This window comes from Streptomyces europaeiscabiei (assembly GCF_036346855.1).
In the GTDB taxonomy this organism is placed as follows: domain Bacteria; phylum Actinomycetota; class Actinomycetes; order Streptomycetales; family Streptomycetaceae; genus Streptomyces; species Streptomyces europaeiscabiei.
This window is the reverse complement of record NZ_CP107841.1, coordinates 10,371,796-10,387,377: the sequence shown is the minus strand read 5'-3', so window position 1 is coordinate 10,387,377 and position 15,582 is coordinate 10,371,796. Positions and strand designations below refer to the sequence as shown.

Genomic DNA, 15,582 nt, shown 5'->3' with positions numbered 1-15,582 from the left:
AACCATGGACGCGTTCCTCATCGCCGGCCTGATCATCGCGCTCATCGCGGTATTCACCGTGGTGCGGGCGGTCCGTATCGTGCCCCAAGCCCGTGCTCGCAACGTCGAACGGCTCGGCCGCTACCACCGGACGCTGAATCCGGGCCTGAATCTGGTCATCCCTTACATCGACCGCGTCCATCCGGTGATCGATCTGCGGGAACAGGTCGTCTCGTTCAAGCCGCAACCGGTCATCACTGAGGACAACCTGGTTGTCGAGATCGACACGGTCCTGTACTTCCAGGTCACCGACCCACGAGCGGCGTTCTACGAGATCGCGAACTTCCTTCAGGCGGTCGAGCAGCTCACCGTCACGACGTTGCGCAACGTTGTGGGATCCATGGATCTGGAGAAGACACTCACCTCACGTGACACCATCAACAGCCAGCTCCGCGGTGTGCTGGACGAGGCCACCGGCAAGTGGGGGCTAAGGGTGAACCGGGTGGAGATCAAGGCCATCGACCCTCCGCAGTCCATCAAGGACGCGATGCAGAAGCAGATGCGAGCCGAGCGGGACAAGCGGGCCGCGATTCTCGGGGCGGAAGGCCAACGTCAATCGCAGATTCTCACGGCTGAAGGCGACAAGCAGGCTGCCGTTCTCCGCGCCGAGGGCAACCGCAGCGCTGCGATTCTCCAGGCCGAGGGCCAATCCCGAGCCATCGACGAGGTGTTCCAGGCCGTGCACCGCAACGACCCCGATCCCAAACTGCTGGCCTATCAGTATCTCCAGATGCTGCCCCAACTCGCACAAGGCCAGGGCAGCACCTTCTGGGTGATCCCCAGCGAGGTCACCTCCGCGCTCCAGGGCGTTTCCCGCGCCTTCACCCAGTCCCTTCCCCAGTCACCGGCCACCCGCGAGCAGCCCTCGGACGATACGGCCTCCAAGGCCGCCACCGACGCCGTGCAGGCCGCTGAAGCCGCGGCCAAGGCCGTCGCCGACGCGGCCAAGGCCGACGACGTCACCTCCGCAGTCCTGGACCACCGTCTTGACGGTGGATGACATTCCAGCACGCATCCATGGCTCCGCCGTCCGACGTGAGGGGGCACAAAGGCACACGAACACGGCCAACGCCCCTGTGCCTGGAGGGCGCTCATGGGCACGGACTGGGCCGATCGTGTGATGCGGCGGGCCCTGCCGTTGTCACGGATGGGACCGTGCGTTGTGCCGGATGGCCGTCCGTTCAGGTGACGGTCGTCTCCGCTCCGGCACCGGCGTCCGTGTCCAGGGCGGACTGGTGCCGGGCGCGCGATCGAGGTGGTCATGAACGGTTTCGAGGGAAAAGGCTGGGCTCCGGTGACAGGGTCTGGCCGCCAGCTGCTGCGTGAGCGGCTGATCGAGGCGATCGATGCCATCCGCTCACAATCGGTGGTGGCTGAGCGGGCGGCCCAGGCTTTCGACGTGGTGGGAGGGATCCGCGACCGAGTCGGGGCACGCGGTGGCTGCCGTGCGGTGATCGCCGCAGGGTGGGACGGACCGGATCCCAGCGGGCCAGGTCTTGGCGGCAGGACAGTGCCGGAAGCGTGCGATCAGGCGTAGAGAGTGATTCTTACCGGGACCGGCGGCATTCAGTCGCGAGAGCGGAGCGCCGCAACCTGCCATCGCGGGACCCTCCCGGCCTGACTGCCGACCGGTACGCACATCTTCCCCGAGCCGGCGGCCGGCTGCAGACGAACGCGGCACCGACCCGGCGCCGGCGCCCGTCCGGGCCGTACGCACGCTCAGAGTACGGTGAGCACCGAGGGAATCGGCGCCCTGTTCGAACGGTTTCCCACGGTCAAGGCGAAAGTCGACTCCGGATACGGGACCTGGCCGAACAGTTTTCCGATCAGCTCCGGGCACCGCCGAAAAGGCCGGGGGCAAGGACGCCCCGGCCACGGACGTCACGGCATGGGAGCAGACCGTCGAGATGCAGTCCTCAGAGCGGATCCGCGTCGAGCACGCCGACACCGAGCACAAACAAGTGGCGGACCTTTCAGCGGTACATCGGACGTCGCGAGTGCTACGACGACACCGATCTGACGATCGTCGGCCTGGTCTCTGACCGCACAGCCATGCGGTCATCACCCAATAGCCGAACCGCCAGGCTGTACATGGCAACCTCAGTCGTGCACCGCGCCATAAGTGGTGGGTCCCGTCCCTGACCGTGCGGAGGCGTCGGTGAGGTCGGCGCCGGTGGCGGCGTCACGCTCGGAGTGGCTGGTGCCGTGCCAGTCCAGGCACATGACGGTCGCGTCGTCCTGGAGATGGCCGTTGTTGGCGTCGACGATCGCCGCGATGAGGGTGCGGGCGGCCTCGCGGGGATGCAGATCGCGGGTGCATACGATCAGGTCGGAAAGATCGACGCTGATGGCGTTGCGCTCCAGCATGCCGTCGGTCAGCATCACCAACCGGTCACCCGGCCGCAGGTCCAGCGACTGGACTCGGTAGGTGTGGGGGGCAGGGAAGCCGAACGGCGTATCGACCTTCGGCATGATCTCCTGCACCTGTCCGTTCCGCATGCGCAGCGGCCAGGGGTGCCCGGCGTTGATGAACTCGGTCTTGCCGTCTATCAGACTGATGCGCAGGAGCTGGCCGGTTACGTAACCCTGGTGGCCATGCTCCCGCATGGCCTGGTCGGCCTGGTGGGCCTGTTCGGCGAGATCGCCGCCTGCCCGCCGTGCGCGGCGCAGGGCACCCACCGCAAGGGTGGCCAGCAACGCGGCGTCGACATCGTGACCCATGGCATCGGTGACGGAGAGCTGGACGGTGTCCCGGTCGATCACGTAGTCGAAGGTGTCACCTCCGACGTGGTCGGCCGGTTCCAGCGCCCCGGCCACCGCGAACTGTGCCGCCTCGCACGCCAGCGACGCCGGGAGCAGCCGGTGCTGGATCTCCGCGGCCAGGCTCAGCGGGGCGGTGCGGCGTCCCCACTGGTACACGTCGGTGTAGGACCGGTTCGCGATGACGAGGTACGCCAGCGCGTGCGCGGTTTCGCCGATCTCCCTCATCGCCTCCGCGTCCGGCCCCGTGGGCAGAAACAGTTCGAGGAGCCCGATGGCGTCTCCCCGGTTGGTCACCGGGGCGACGATGCGCACCAGCGCGCCCTCGCCCTTGTCCTCCACGCTCGGCCGCTGGGTGCGGATCACGTCGTCGTACAGGGTGCCCCGCAGCATGATGCGCCGGGCGGGTTCATCGGTATCGACGCTGCCCGCCGCCCCCAGCCGTACGACCGAACTGCCCGTGAAGTCGGTGATCAGGAAGGACACCGACACGGCCCCGAGGTGCTCCTTGAGCAGGCGCGCGACCACGTCGAGCGACTCCACGGGCGCTGCGGCCTCCGCAGCCTCCAACGTCCCCGCCAAGGTCATCGCCCTGCCCCGGCCGCTCCCGTCCCGGGGAAGACGAGCGGCCCGCCCACCGTCCGGCCCTCTTGCGGTCACATCGGCTCCTTACTGCTCGATGACGCTCAGGACTCCGCCCGGGATACCCGATAGAGCGGGAGCCCCGGACCGGACAGGTCACATTGCACCACGGGATGCGGGGCCCTCCAGGCCCATCGGTCGCTCTCGGGCCAAGCGCGGCCAGGGCCCGCCCCCGAGTTCTGCGTGCCGGCATGCCGCGCACGCCGTCATGTGGCTGCCAGGAGGATGGCTGTGTAGTGCGCGGTGAAGGCGGCGATGGTCAGGGCGTGGAAGACCTCGTGGAAGCCGAACCAGGCCGGTGCGGGGTCGGGTCGTTTGAGTCCGTAGACGACGGCGCCCGCGGTGTAGAGCAGACCGCCGGCGATGACGAGGACGACGATGGCGGTGCCGCCGGTGCGTGCGAAGTCGGGAAGGTAGAAGACGGCCACCCAGCCCAGGACGATGTAGCACGGGGTGTACAGCCACCGAGGAGCCCCGATCCACACCACGCGGAAGGCGATACCGGCCAGGGCTCCTGTCCACACCAGAGCCAGCAGCACCAGTTGCTCACCTGCGGGCAGCAGCAGTACCGCCAGCGGGGAGTAGGTGCCGGCGATGATCAGGAAGATGTTCGCGTGGTCCATCCGCCGCAGGACCGCCTCCCCGCGCGGACCCCACGTTCCGCGGTGGTAGACCGCGCTGGTACCGAACAGCAGGCAGGCCGAGACTGCGTACAACGAGCAGGCCGCCACTGCCACCGCCGAGCGCGAAACGGCGATCAGGACGATGCCGCCGGCCAGCGAGAGCGGGAACACGCCGGCGTGCAGCCAGCCGCGCATTCTCGGCTTCAGCACAGCCGCCGTCCGCTCCATCCCGTCTTCCAGGCCCGCGGTGGCAGTCAGCTGGCCGGTTGTGCCCGGAGGGGCGTCAACCGCGGGGGTGCGCAGGGCGTCGGGCGTGGTACCGGGGTGGTCCTGGGACTGTCGTCCGTGTGCTGGCGGCTGAGCATCGTCGGCGATCATGCGCTCATATTCTGAGATGTTGGCGGAAGAGGCGGAAGAGAGCGTCCCGGCGGACCGCAGATCAGACGGGCAGGGGCGGTGCCGGGCCTGTCCGCGGCCCGGCCCATGATGCAGGTGGGGCAGTTGTCGTCGAGACGGCCGTACGAGTCGTCTGCTGTCATCGCACCTCTCTGCCAACGCGTGGAGGGGCTCTGGTGCCGTACGGCACCAGAGCCCCGAAGGAACTGCTACACCATCTGCCGACCCTGGAACGGCGCCGACCCTGTGTTTCCGCACGCCCGACCGAGACTCTGTCGGGGACGCCGGGATCGCGGTTGCTCGACCGGAGACCACCTCACTATCGATGTCCTGCGGTACCCGGACTCAACACGTCCGCCCGGGCGATCCTGATGGCGCTCGGCCCCTCCGTTCTTCCCTCGGTGATCAACTGCATGTCAAGCGCGGTGCTGCCTACTGCCGGCACGACTCACCGCTGGTGATGCGTACTGCTGGTGATGCGTACTGCTCGGTGGCCTGTGACAGCGCCACTCTTCGGCAGCCAGCCCCGTCGCCCGTCCTGCGTCCGCTCTGGCTTGGAACCCCACTGCCGAACCTCCCGGTGCGCGCGCCCGCAGCCGGCGCCTTCACCGAGGTACTGCCCACTGACTTCGCTGCCGGGTACTACGCACTGCACCTACCGGTACCGCACCTACGGGTACTGCCACCGCGTCGACCGCGGCCCTGCTCACGGCGGCCCCTGATCACCGCGGGCCACCCGGTCCGGTCGTCAGCCCCGTCGCCGTCCTGCGACAACCCTGGCTTCGGAACTCCACCACCGCACCGTCCTGCGAACTGCAACTGCGTACCGCTGCCCGGCAGTTCGTGTCTGCCGGGCCCTGCTGTCTCTCTGGGCTACGAGAGAAACCATAACCACAGCACCACCCAATGTCTACTCCGGCCAAGATAGATTTTCGTGTGCGGGCGGTGAGGTGTGGTCCCAAGCGGCGAGACGCGCTGAATGGCATTGCCAGGAGGCCGAGGAACGACCGGAGACCGGTCGGCGCACGCGTGACGAGGATGCCTCGGCCTCATTGACCCGCGTGCCACCCGGTCCGGGCCCCAGGGATGTTCGCGACTTCCCACCTCTTCGGGCCCACGGTTCACCAGCAAGGCGTGTTTGAGATGTGGAGCGCCGCCCAGGTGTGGCCGGCCCTGATCGTGACCCCACCCTTTCCAGGCCCCGACCCCATGCCGGTGGGCCCGGAAGATCGCGGAGTAGACCTACACCTCCCGCACAACATGCCCGACTTCATCCTCCTTGACCTGCGGTTTCTTCAGAATGTGCGCCCAGACCCCATCGATCTGCCAGCGCCCGGAGATCACGCGCTTGTCCTCAACCGCACTTGAGGTCCTACGGTCCCTGCATGACCTGCATGGCGTACATGGCGTACAAGCGCCGAACCGAAGCTCAAAGGGGCACTCCATGACGATCCAGCAGATCTCCGACGCCGAACTCGCCGGACAGCCCGCCGCATATTGGACCGGTGTCGCCTACGAGGCGCTCATCGCGTACACCCGGGCCCAGCAGGCCGCAAAGGGCTACACCCAGCCTCAGTTCTGGCTGCTCCGCAACCTGTCGGCGAACGACATCTCGCCCGACGGCGAGGGGATGACGCTCCCCGAGCTGCGAGAGGCCATGACCTCCTATATCCGACCCGAGGACGACCTGGCGGCGGAGGCCGAGGTACTCCTGAAGCGCCGCTGGCTGACCCGGGACGCCGAGGACCGGCTGTGGCTCACCAACGAGGGGGAGCAAGCCCGCGTCCACCTCGCGCGCAACGCCCCCGCGATCCGCGCCGCCCTCCACGATGGCATCGGCGACGCGGACTACGTCACCACGGTGAAGGTGCTCCAGCAGCTGATCCGCAATGCGGGCGGGACGGTAGCCTGATCATCGCCAGCCGATTCGACATCACCGGCTCCGGATGAAGCATCGAGGGCTCCGAAGCCGTCCTCGTGCGCCGCGCAGTGATCGACAACAGGGACTTCCAGGAGTCTGGCAGTTCCATGCCTCACACGAACGGGAACGGCTCCATTCCGGTGCTGAACAGGGAGTTCACGCCCGTGCTTCGCCGAGGAGGATCCGTCGATCGCGGAGCAGGTCTGCCTTCTTCGACAAGCGGCCAAGGCCCCCGGATAAGACCGGCCGGGACATCAAGCCCCAGCTCAGCCCCGCCGACGGACGGACGAGGCGCGCTGGGCACGTGCCCGGGCGACCGCCTCGGCACCGGGACCGTGCATGCCCGCTTCAGGGGCCGGACGGAACCATGCCGGGGCGGGCCAGCAGCATCGGGGAGGGGGTGCCGTCCGAGGCGTCGTGAGTGAGGGCGCCGTGGCGGAGTCGGCGGAGCGTCCAGCCGTCCACATCCTCACGGTCCGGCTGCGGAGCGTCGTCCGTGTAGGCATCGTTCCTCTCGCGCGTCTTCCTATGGCGAGTACGGGGCGTCGCTGTGGTGCAGTTCGACCATGGCGGGCTCACTGACCTCGTACACCGCGGTACGGGTGAGGGTGACGACGGCTGCCGGGTCGTCCTCTCCGCGTGTGAGGTAGACAGCGGTCACCTGCCGCAGTCCCCCGGCGGACGGGATGTCGATGGAGACCACGGGTGTGCGGTCGCCGAGCTCGGCGGCGGCCGCGGGAACGGCTGTGCCGTCGTCGTTGCGCCACGTCACCAGCGAGTAGAACCTCCCGGTGCCCCCGGTCGTGATTTTCAGCGCGCCCACGGCGTCGGGCGCGTTGTCCCCGGTGACGTCACCGATGGCGCACTGCGGCTGCAGCTCGATCACGACACCGTCGGCTCCCTCCCAGCGCCCTCCGCTGAGAGCGGCTTCCGAAACGCCGTACCCCTCCAGCCCTCCGCCTTCCAGGGACGCGTTCTGCAACTGCTCGCAGGTCAGGGCCTCGACACCCTCGGCCGCCGTGTCACTGGGCTTCGGGACCGGGGTCTTGGTGGGAGCGCCTGGCGTCTTCGCCGGACTGGCGGGCGTCTTCGCCGGCGTGGCGGTGGCGGGCTCGGATGCCTTGCCCGGCTTCCCGCTCGCGGCTGCCTCTCCCGGAGCCAGGTCCTTCGGCCCGCAGGCCACGACCAGCCCCGCGATCAGCCCTGCGGCAACCATCTGGGGCATCCGTCTCGCGCATCTGCTCAATCGGTTCACTCGTCACTCCCGCGTGCTCTGTGGCCCCGCATCCCGCTGGGCACGGTCGGAGACGCGGGCAGGTGGTACACGGTTGCACCGAGTTGTCCCCGTCCTGTAACTCCGGTCGCCTCCCCGGCAGTGCGACGTCCCGTGAGCTCGAACAGGTTTCCGTAAAGGCCCGATCAGGTATTTTCCGGGGGCTGGGGGCGCAGCCACTCGGTGTCCACGTTGACCCACTGCTCGTTGAAGCCGAAATCCTGGCGCTCCACGCCGAGCAGTTCACGGATTCCGCTGCGGCTGCCGTCGGCGGCGATCACATGGCGGGCCCGCACGCTGTCGTGCGGTCCGTCCGCGCACCTGGCCGTCGGCATTCCAGCCGCGCAGACGCACGCCGACCTCAAGCCCAAGTCGTCGACCGGCGCGGCCGACTGGAGCAAGTCGCCCCAGCGGCAAATGGAGTTCTACCGCTGGCTGCAGTCGGACGAGGGCGCGATCGCCGGCGGCTCGACCAACAGCTGGGCGGGCCGCTACGCGACCTCGCCGTCCGGGAAGTCGGCGTTCTACGGCATGTACTACGACGAACAGCCGGTCTACCACGACCCGACAAGTGGGTCACGTGGGCGCTGCCCAAGACCACGATCAACCCGGACGGCAGCTACCAGGTTCCCTCCACCCTCAAGTGGTCGGGCCAGCCCGACACCTGGAACAAGTCGAGTCCCGGTGCCAACAGCGGACTTCCCGTCACCGTCACCGACTACACCGACGACGTGGGTGGAGGCCCTGCGAACGGCCGGACGTCAGGTGCCCGAGGATGTCGCCGTGATCGACTTCGACGACTTCTCACTGGCTCAGCGGACCGAACCAAGGCTGACCATGGTGCGGCAGCCGATCGAGGAGATCGGGCGGGCCATGATCCGACTGCTCCTGGAGGAGATGGAAGAGGGTGCCGTGGCCTGGCGTCACGTCATCCTCCGTACGGAGCTGGTCGTACGCGAGTCGACCTGACTATCGCAGGCGTCGCAGGCGTCGCAGGCGAAAAAATCGTCATGGGAACGCTCCCGGGTGGGCGCGCTGCGCCACGACACTCCTGTCTGAACTGCGCCTCCGAAGACATCTAGACATGTTCATGCCTGCCGTCTTGTCAGCGACCCGAACCATCCCTACAGTCCCTGCCGAACCCAGGACTGGGAGCGCTCCCATCCACAAGGTGATGGAAACGTTTCTTTTGCCCCCCCTCCCTCTGAAGAGGATCCGCATGCGTCCTTCACCGCACCATGCCCACAGCGCGCGTGGCCTGCTCGGCGCGCTGCTCACCTCTCTCGTCTCCCTCGCCGCGCTACTGACCACAGCGTCAGTGGCGCACGCCGACACCACGATCTGCCAACCCTTCGGCTCAACGACCATCCAGGGCCGCTACGTGGTTCAGAACAACCGCTGGGGCACCAGCGCCACCCAGTGCATCGCCGTCACCGACTCGGGGTTCCGGATCACCCAGGCAGACGGATCCGTCCCCACGAACGGCGCTCCGAAGTCCTACCCGTCCGTCTACAACGGCTGCCACTACACCAACTGCTCGCCCGGCACCAGACTCCCCGCGCAGCTCAGCACCATCTCCTCCGCGCCCTCGAGCATCTCCTACGGCTACGTGAACGACGCTGCGTACAACGCCTCGTACGACATCTGGCTCGACCCCACACCCCGCACCGACGGCGTGAACCGGACCGAGATCATGATCTGGTTCAACAGGGTCGGTTCCATCCAGCCCATCGGCTCCCCGGTGGGCAGCGCAACCGTGGCAGGGCGCGAGTGGCAGGTGTGGACCGGCAGCAACGGCTCGAACGATGTGCTGTCGTTCGTCGCACCGTCGGCGATCACCAGCTGGACCTTCGACGTCATGGACTTCGCCCGGCAGGCCGTCTCCCGGGGACTCGCACAGAACAACTGGTACATGACGAGTGTTCAGGCAGGGTTCGAACCCTGGCAGAACGGCTCGGGTCTCGCCGTGAACTCGTTCTCCTCCACCGTCAACACGGGCTCCTCCGGTGACCCGGGGGGCCCCGGAGGCCCGGTCCCTTCGGCCTGCAAGGTGGCGTACGGGACGAACGTCTGGCAGGGCGGCTTCACCGCCGACGTCACCATCACCAACACCGGTTCCTCCCCCGTCAGCGGTTGGAAACTCGCGTTCACTCTCCCCGCCGGACAGCGGATCACCAATGCCTGGAACGCGAACCTGTCCGGGTCGTCAGGAGCCGTCACAGCGAGCAACGTGGCCCACAACGGAGAGGTGACGGCCGGCGGCCAAGCGACCTTCGGGTTCCAGGGCACCTCCAGCGGCACCTTCGCCAAGCCCTCCGACTTCAGCCTGAACGGCACGGCCTGCAGCACCGGGTGACACATGCTCACCCACCGGGGACCCGCCTGGTCTCTCCATGCACCGGGACCCGCCTGGTCTTTCCATGACGACCGGCGGGTCCCCGGTGTAAGGGCCGGGCCGTGGGCGAGGGTGGGAGTCTTCGGGTCTTGACCGTAGAACGGCCGCGCAGCAGCTGCTCATCGTCGCTGTTCATGTCGTCCAGCCTTGCAGCCGCCGCCGACAACGCAAGCTTGCCCACAGTCGCCTGGGCAAGCCCGCGCTGCCGGGAGGGCTGCCCGGGCCAGCCGCGCCGGCGTCCGAGCCAGCCGCCGGCCTTCGAGGCCTGAGCCTCCTCCGCCTCCCGGCGCTCGCCTTCGGCTTGCCCCGCGTTCCGCTCCGTTTCGAGCACCGCCCGCGTCTCGCAGTCGTCGCACAGGTGCGGGTGACCTGTCCCCCGTGGCCCCAGTCGACCTTGGTGCCGGCCTTCCACCGGTCGTCGGTGAACTCGGTCCCACAGTCCCCGCACACCGGACGCCGGGCCTCGCGTTCGGCCGCTTCCTGCGCCTGGCGGCGTCGCACGTCTTCGGCGCGGCGGGCGAGACCGGCATCCGGGCGAGGGGTTCCGATCGCGTCCCGGAGGCTCTGTCGGTCCTCGCGGCCCAAGCGCCCGAACGCGGGTCCGGTCGGGCCGTGCTCTCGCGCGGCAGTTCCAGCGTGGTGGCCACGCGATCGACATCTTCCCGCTGTTGATGCGGAAGCCGTCTTCGGGCCGGGCCGCTGCCAACTCCAGGGGCCGAAAGGGCTGATGCGACGCTTCGGCCGGTCCGGGAGTCATGATCGATTGTCAGTGGTGGGTGAGACGGTAGGAGCATCAAGTCGGAACGAGGGGGAGCTGCCATGTCCGGAACCCAGAACTACATCAATCACGTTGCTCTTGTGCTGGATGCCAGTTCGTCCATGTCGCATCTGAGCAGCAAGGTCGTCGAAGTCGCCGACCAGCAGATTGCCTACCTTGCCCGCCGGTCGGGGGAACTGGACCAGGAAACCCGCGTCACGGTGTACGTCTTCGCGGACAAGGTGGAGTGCGTTATCTATGACAAGGACGTGCTGCGGATGCCGTCGCTGAAGCAGCTGTACCGGGCCGGTGGAATGACTGCTCTGCTGGCGGCCGCACTGAAGTCGCAGCGGGAGCTGGCGCAGACAGCTCAACTGTACGGCGACCACAGCTTCCTGACGTTCGTACTGACCGACGGACAGGAGAACGCGAGTCATCGCTGCCTGGATGCCCCTTCCAGGGATCCGCGTGAACTGGTCAAGGCCGTGGCCGAGATGATGGCGACTCAGGAGGACAACTGGACGCTGGCCGTCCTTGTGCCGGACCAGATGGGCAAGCGCGAGGCCATGCAGTGCGGTTTCCCGAAGGACAACATCGCCATCTGGGACGCCACGAGCACGCAGGGTCTGGAGGAGGCCGGGCAGGTCATCCGGCAGGCAACCGAGAATTTCATGGTGGGCCGCACCCAGGGCATCCGGGGATCGCGGGCGGTGTTCTCCACCGGTGCGGAGGCGGTCAACAAGGACACCATCGAGGCGGCCGGCCTCACCCCGGTGAGCCCGTCGGAGTACCAGCTGATCCCGGTGGCACGTGACGCGGCGATCCGGGACTGGGTCATCGAATGCGGGCACACCTACCGTACCGGTGGTGCGTTCTACCAGCTGAGCAAGTCGGAGAAGGTCCAGGCAAGGAAGCAGATCGCGGTGCTGGAGAAGAAGACGGACCGGGTGTACACGGGGCCCGAGGCCCGAGCCCTGCTCGGGCTGCCGAACACGGAAGTCCGCGTCAAGCCGGACCACAACGACGACTTCACGATCTTCGTACAGAGCACCAGCGTGAACCGCAAGCTCGTACCGAACACGCGGCTGTTGCTGATGCTCTGACTTCCTGAAAGCCGGCGTCGGGTCCCGGAAGGCTTGTCATTCCGGGACCCGACCGGCAACAGAGTCGGCGGCCGCGGACGCGGCGTGGGAGTGCGTGTTGCTGAGCACCGCCAGTGCTGCGCAGCCACCGGATTGCGACCACGCCGGATGGCGAGCTGGTCGTACGGGAGGGCCGTCTCGCCTTCGAACGGCTTCAGCAGCGCAGCGCTGGTGCGGCCCGGACCGTGGGTGAGCGGCCGTCCCGCTTCGTCGCGTTCGATGTCCTGCGACTGTACGAAGACCGACACCACCAGTTGGTCCTACTGTCAGCGCCGGGCCGAGCTGGAGCCCGTGTGGTCTCGCAGGGAATGCCAGGCGACGTGGGCCCTGCGACCTGGGCCGGCTGGGGATGACGGGGCGGTGGCTGAACCGGGCAGAGGATTGGCGCGTTCACGGCCGCGGCTGGGGGTTGCCGCAGCCGACCCGGTGGTGATGGCCTCGGCGGTCCTCCTCATGGTTGCCGTCAGCCAGGCGCAGTCTCGCACGCCTTCGAGGAGGCGTGGGTGGGAGTACGCCGTGTTGTTCGCTGTCGGGCTCTTGGCCGTCTGACTCTGGATCTACGGACAGCGCGCGTCGGGTTCTTCAGACGATCGGGGTCGACCGCAGCTGAGACAGAGCTGCGTGACGCATGCCTCGTCGACCGGTCCAACCACGTCGACTGGCCAACGCTCAAACTCCGCGTTGACCTCGCTCAGTCTTGTCGCCGCCCACGACGTCGCGAAGAAGTGGACGCTGCCGACGACCTGGGCCGACGCGATCGGCCGTTGCGCGCTCCTGGTCGCCGACCGTGGCCCGAAGAACCGTGACGACCTCCAGCGGATCATGGCAAAGCTCGCATCCGGACAGCTCGCCTTCGTCAACGTGGCCCGCCGCTCGTGTGCGGCGGGAACAGTCGGCCCTGCCCACACTGTTGCACTGGCCAAGAGGACCGGCGCCGCGCGGGCAGGGAACGCAGAGATCAACAGGCCGTCCCGATGTGATCCGGGGTCTCCAGGTCCGCGGTGCGTCCGGTCATCGGCATCAGACTTTTCACACAGGAGAACCGTTTCATGAATGACAGGCCGTTGACGCTCATGGCAGTGCACGCCCACCCCGACGATGAGGCCACCGGAACAGGCGGTGTCCTCGCGCGGTACGCGGCGGAGGGCATTCGCACGGTCCTCGTGACGTGTACCGACGGCGGTTGCGGTGACGGACCGGGGGGTGTCAAGCCGGGCGATCCCGGGCACGATCCAGCGGCTGTCGCCTTGATGCGGCGTCAAGAACTCGAGGCAAGCTGCGAAGTCCTCAAGATCAGTGATCTGGAGATCCTGGACTACTCCGACTCCGGGATGATGGGCTGGCCGACCAACGACGCCCCCGGCTCCTTCTGGCAGACGCCCGTGGAGGAGGGCGCTGCCCGACTGGCGGAACTCTTGCGGCGCTACCAGCCCGATGTGGTCGTCACCTACGACGAGAACGGCTTCTACGGCCACCCCGACCACATCCAGGCCAACCGCATCACGACAGCGGCGCTGGCGATGACCACGCTGACACCGAAGGTGTACTGGACGACGGCGCCGCGCTCGATGATGCAGCGGTTCGGGGAGGTCATGCGCGAGTTCGGTGGGGACGGACAGGAGCCGGATCCCGCTGAGGCCGCCGCGATGGCCGAGATCGGACTCCCTGACGAAGAGATCACCACCTGGGTGGACACCACCGCCTTCGGCGGCCAGAAGTTCGATGCCCTGGCCGCGCACGCCAGCCAGGGCGAGAACATCTTCTTCCTCAGGATGGGCCGGGAAAGGTTCACCGAGTTGATGGGCATCGAGACCTTCGTACGTGTCCAGGACACCACCGGCGCGGCCGTGCCCGAGAACGACCTCTTCGCCGGACTGCGCTGATCCGCCCACCCACCGGGGGTCAGAGAGCTCATGGTCCGTGCGGCTCGATCGGGTGTGCTCGCACACCCGGAGGCTCCTTCACGTGGGTTCCGCTCCGGCGGCCCTGGATGGGCAGGGTGACCCTGCTCGGTCGCGTGGCGGTTACGAGGACGCCGGTCCCCGTTGTCCGCTCCGCTCCTGCAAGAGGGCCGCCGGCCTCCGGGCCCGGCAGGACTGTTGCCCCCGCGTCGAACTGATGGCCTGGGGGCTGGTGTCACCGGGCCCGGAGGTGTCGTGAAAGACACTGATGAGAGATCCGGCCATCGCCCGGTACGGCGCGATGCCGGGCAGGTCGCGGATGACAGGTCCGCACAACGTGGATGCGCGCGCACGACACCACTGGGAGTCCCGCGTCCACTGGGAGTAGGCCCGTCGGGCCCGGGCAGAGGAGGACGAGCGCCAGGCGAGGGCGTACTGCTGGGGCCGGCTGTCACCGCAGCAGAGGACCGAACCCTTCACCGACGTCGCTCTGGCGGTCCCCTGACCGGGGTCTCCCTCCACTTGGCCTCGAACGTGTCGAATGGGCCCAGCGGAACCAGTCATGTGGCCACGATTAGTGATCTTCGACGACCGTCGTGAACAAATCGATCGGCCAACCATCACATGGCCGTGTGGCGACCGTAGTCTGCTTCTCGCCACCTTGAGCGAACCATCACGCTACTGATCACGAGCTTCCCAGTCTTGTGACCGAGTCGCCGATCCGTACTGTGCCGGGTTCCAGGACGTCCAGGTATACCCCGACACACGACAGCCGGCCCAGGTCGAAGACCGGTATGCGGTGCTCGCGGGCGACCGCGCGCATGATGCCGGGGTCGGGTGGCAATTCCTCCTGAGCGAGCGTGGGGATCACGCATCGGGGTGTGGGCACCACGACACGGAAGAGGGCCTCGCCGATGCGCAGGTGGGAATGGATCCAGGCGTCCTCGGGGAAGTCCGGCCCGTCGGGCGTGTCCACGACCAGGTTGGGCCGGAAGCGGCGCGGGTCGAAGTCTCCGGTGGGGTACGTGGACCGCAGCCGTGCCAGGGCAGCTGTGGTGACGAGGTGGACTGTGCCGTAGTCGAAGAACGCCCCCGGTGCGACCCGGCCGGAGGTGATGGCCGCACCAGTGGCGTCGGTGGTCGCCGTGCTCCGCAGGTCGTCTGGGACACCACCCGCATAGTCGGGCACCGCCCGCTCGAGCACGCCGCCGTGCTCCCCTGGGGTGTCCGACAGCCAGACATGGCGGCCCAGCAGCTTGGACAGCCTCGTGTCCAGGTCAGGGTCTCCGGCCGACAGGACGACTCCGTCCGGCAGTTCGACCACGACCGTGCCGGTGCTGTTCAGCCTGGAGCGGCAGCGGAGCAACGAACCCCACTTGCGGGGGTGCTTGGCGCTGCCGACCGTGCCCGTATCGTCGAGAACGGCGAACACTCGGTCTCCGCGCAGCCCGCGTTCGGCGACCGTCACACTGGTCAGAGCCTCACCCAGCATGGACTTCACCGGGTACCGGCGTAATGCCGTCACAGTTCCCATGGACCAATCATGGGCGCTGTCACACCACCCCGGGTACGTCTTCTTCTCCTAGAACTCACCTTCCTGGCACGAACGCCGACTGGACCACGTGCGGGACGGCAAGGACAACCACGCTCTGGGCCTCACCTCCCCGGCGACCGTCGCGCGCGCCCTTGGCCCCCGGGGCCAAGGCCCGTAAACCTCTGTGGTCGCCCGCCGC

The 15,582-nt window shown here is 67.8% G+C and carries 11 protein-coding genes and 2 pseudogenes; 8 read left to right on the top strand and 5 right to left on the bottom strand.

Annotated elements, in window-relative coordinates; all coding sequences use genetic code 11:
- Positions 1 to 4: 4 nt before the first annotated feature.
- On the top strand, positions 5 to 1,039 hold the full coding sequence (locus OG858_RS45100; protein WP_086752101.1) for an SPFH domain-containing protein: 1,035 nt from the start codon (positions 5 to 7) through the stop codon (positions 1,037 to 1,039).
- A gap of 261 nt (positions 1,040 to 1,300) precedes the next feature.
- Positions 1,301 to 1,576 carry a hypothetical protein gene (locus OG858_RS45095; protein WP_143677457.1) on the top strand — a complete coding sequence of 92 codons (276 nt, stop codon included), beginning with the start codon at positions 1,301 to 1,303 and terminating at the stop codon, positions 1,574 to 1,576.
- A 563-nt stretch (positions 1,577 to 2,139) separates the two neighbouring features.
- On the opposite strand, the gene OG858_RS45090 is transcribed toward OG858_RS45095, so the two are convergent.
- Positions 2,140 to 3,387: a PP2C family protein-serine/threonine phosphatase gene (locus OG858_RS45090; protein ID WP_086752099.1), complete on the bottom strand. Its 1,248-nt coding sequence runs from the start codon at positions 3,385 to 3,387 to the stop codon at positions 2,140 to 2,142.
- Between the two features lie 260 nt (positions 3,388 to 3,647).
- Positions 3,648 to 4,442, bottom strand: a complete 795-nt coding sequence (gene trhA, locus OG858_RS45085; protein ID WP_406201330.1) for a PAQR family membrane homeostasis protein TrhA — start codon at positions 4,440 to 4,442, stop codon at positions 3,648 to 3,650.
- Between the two features lie 1,462 nt (positions 4,443 to 5,904).
- Between trhA and OG858_RS45080 the strand changes: the two genes are divergently transcribed.
- Positions 5,905 to 6,372: a MarR family transcriptional regulator gene (locus OG858_RS45080; RefSeq protein ID WP_319266933.1), complete on the top strand. Its 468-nt coding sequence runs from the start codon at positions 5,905 to 5,907 to the stop codon at positions 6,370 to 6,372.
- Positions 6,373 to 6,907: 535 nt separating this feature from the next.
- Here OG858_RS45080 and OG858_RS45075 read toward each other — a convergent pair.
- Positions 6,908 to 7,597: a hypothetical protein gene (locus OG858_RS45075; protein WP_319065927.1), complete on the bottom strand. Its 690-nt coding sequence runs from the start codon at positions 7,595 to 7,597 to the stop codon at positions 6,908 to 6,910.
- A 203-nt stretch (positions 7,598 to 7,800) separates the two neighbouring features.
- Entirely contained in the window at positions 7,801 to 7,989 is a 189-nt protein-coding gene (locus OG858_RS45070; RefSeq protein ID WP_256961096.1) for an FAD-dependent monooxygenase, read from the bottom strand.
- Between OG858_RS45070 and OG858_RS45065 the strand changes: the two are divergent.
- The 5 genes and pseudogenes from OG858_RS45065 to OG858_RS45045 form a co-directional block, all read left to right on the top strand.
- Positions 7,922 to 8,415, top strand: a pseudogene (locus OG858_RS45065) (glycoside hydrolase family 48 protein); the annotation flags it as partial. The gene OG858_RS45070 and the pseudogene OG858_RS45065 sit on opposite strands and share 68 nt — an antisense overlap.
- Positions 8,393 to 8,623 (top strand): annotated as a pseudogene (locus OG858_RS45060) (substrate-binding domain-containing protein); the annotation flags it as partial. The pseudogenes OG858_RS45065 and OG858_RS45060, both read left to right, overlap by 23 nt.
- A gap of 250 nt (positions 8,624 to 8,873) precedes the next feature.
- Positions 8,874 to 10,010 (top strand): GH12 family glycosyl hydrolase domain-containing protein, encoded by a 1,137-nt coding sequence (locus OG858_RS45055; RefSeq protein WP_086753704.1) that lies wholly within the window; start codon positions 8,874 to 8,876, stop codon positions 10,008 to 10,010.
- A gap of 858 nt (positions 10,011 to 10,868) precedes the next feature.
- On the top strand, positions 10,869 to 11,909 hold the full coding sequence (locus tag OG858_RS45050) for a vWA domain-containing protein (RefSeq protein WP_086753889.1): 1,041 nt from the start codon (positions 10,869 to 10,871) through the stop codon (positions 11,907 to 11,909).
- Between the two features lie 1,088 nt (positions 11,910 to 12,997).
- Positions 12,998 to 13,831 (top strand): PIG-L family deacetylase, encoded by an 834-nt coding sequence (locus OG858_RS45045; protein WP_328543788.1) that lies wholly within the window; start codon positions 12,998 to 13,000, stop codon positions 13,829 to 13,831.
- A 703-nt stretch (positions 13,832 to 14,534) separates the two neighbouring features.
- On the opposite strand, the gene OG858_RS45040 is transcribed toward OG858_RS45045, so the two are convergent.
- Positions 14,535 to 15,383, bottom strand: coding sequence for an MOSC domain-containing protein (locus OG858_RS45040; protein WP_086753885.1), 849 nt, complete (start codon positions 15,381 to 15,383; stop codon positions 14,535 to 14,537).
- Positions 15,384 to 15,582: the final 199 nt, after the last annotated feature.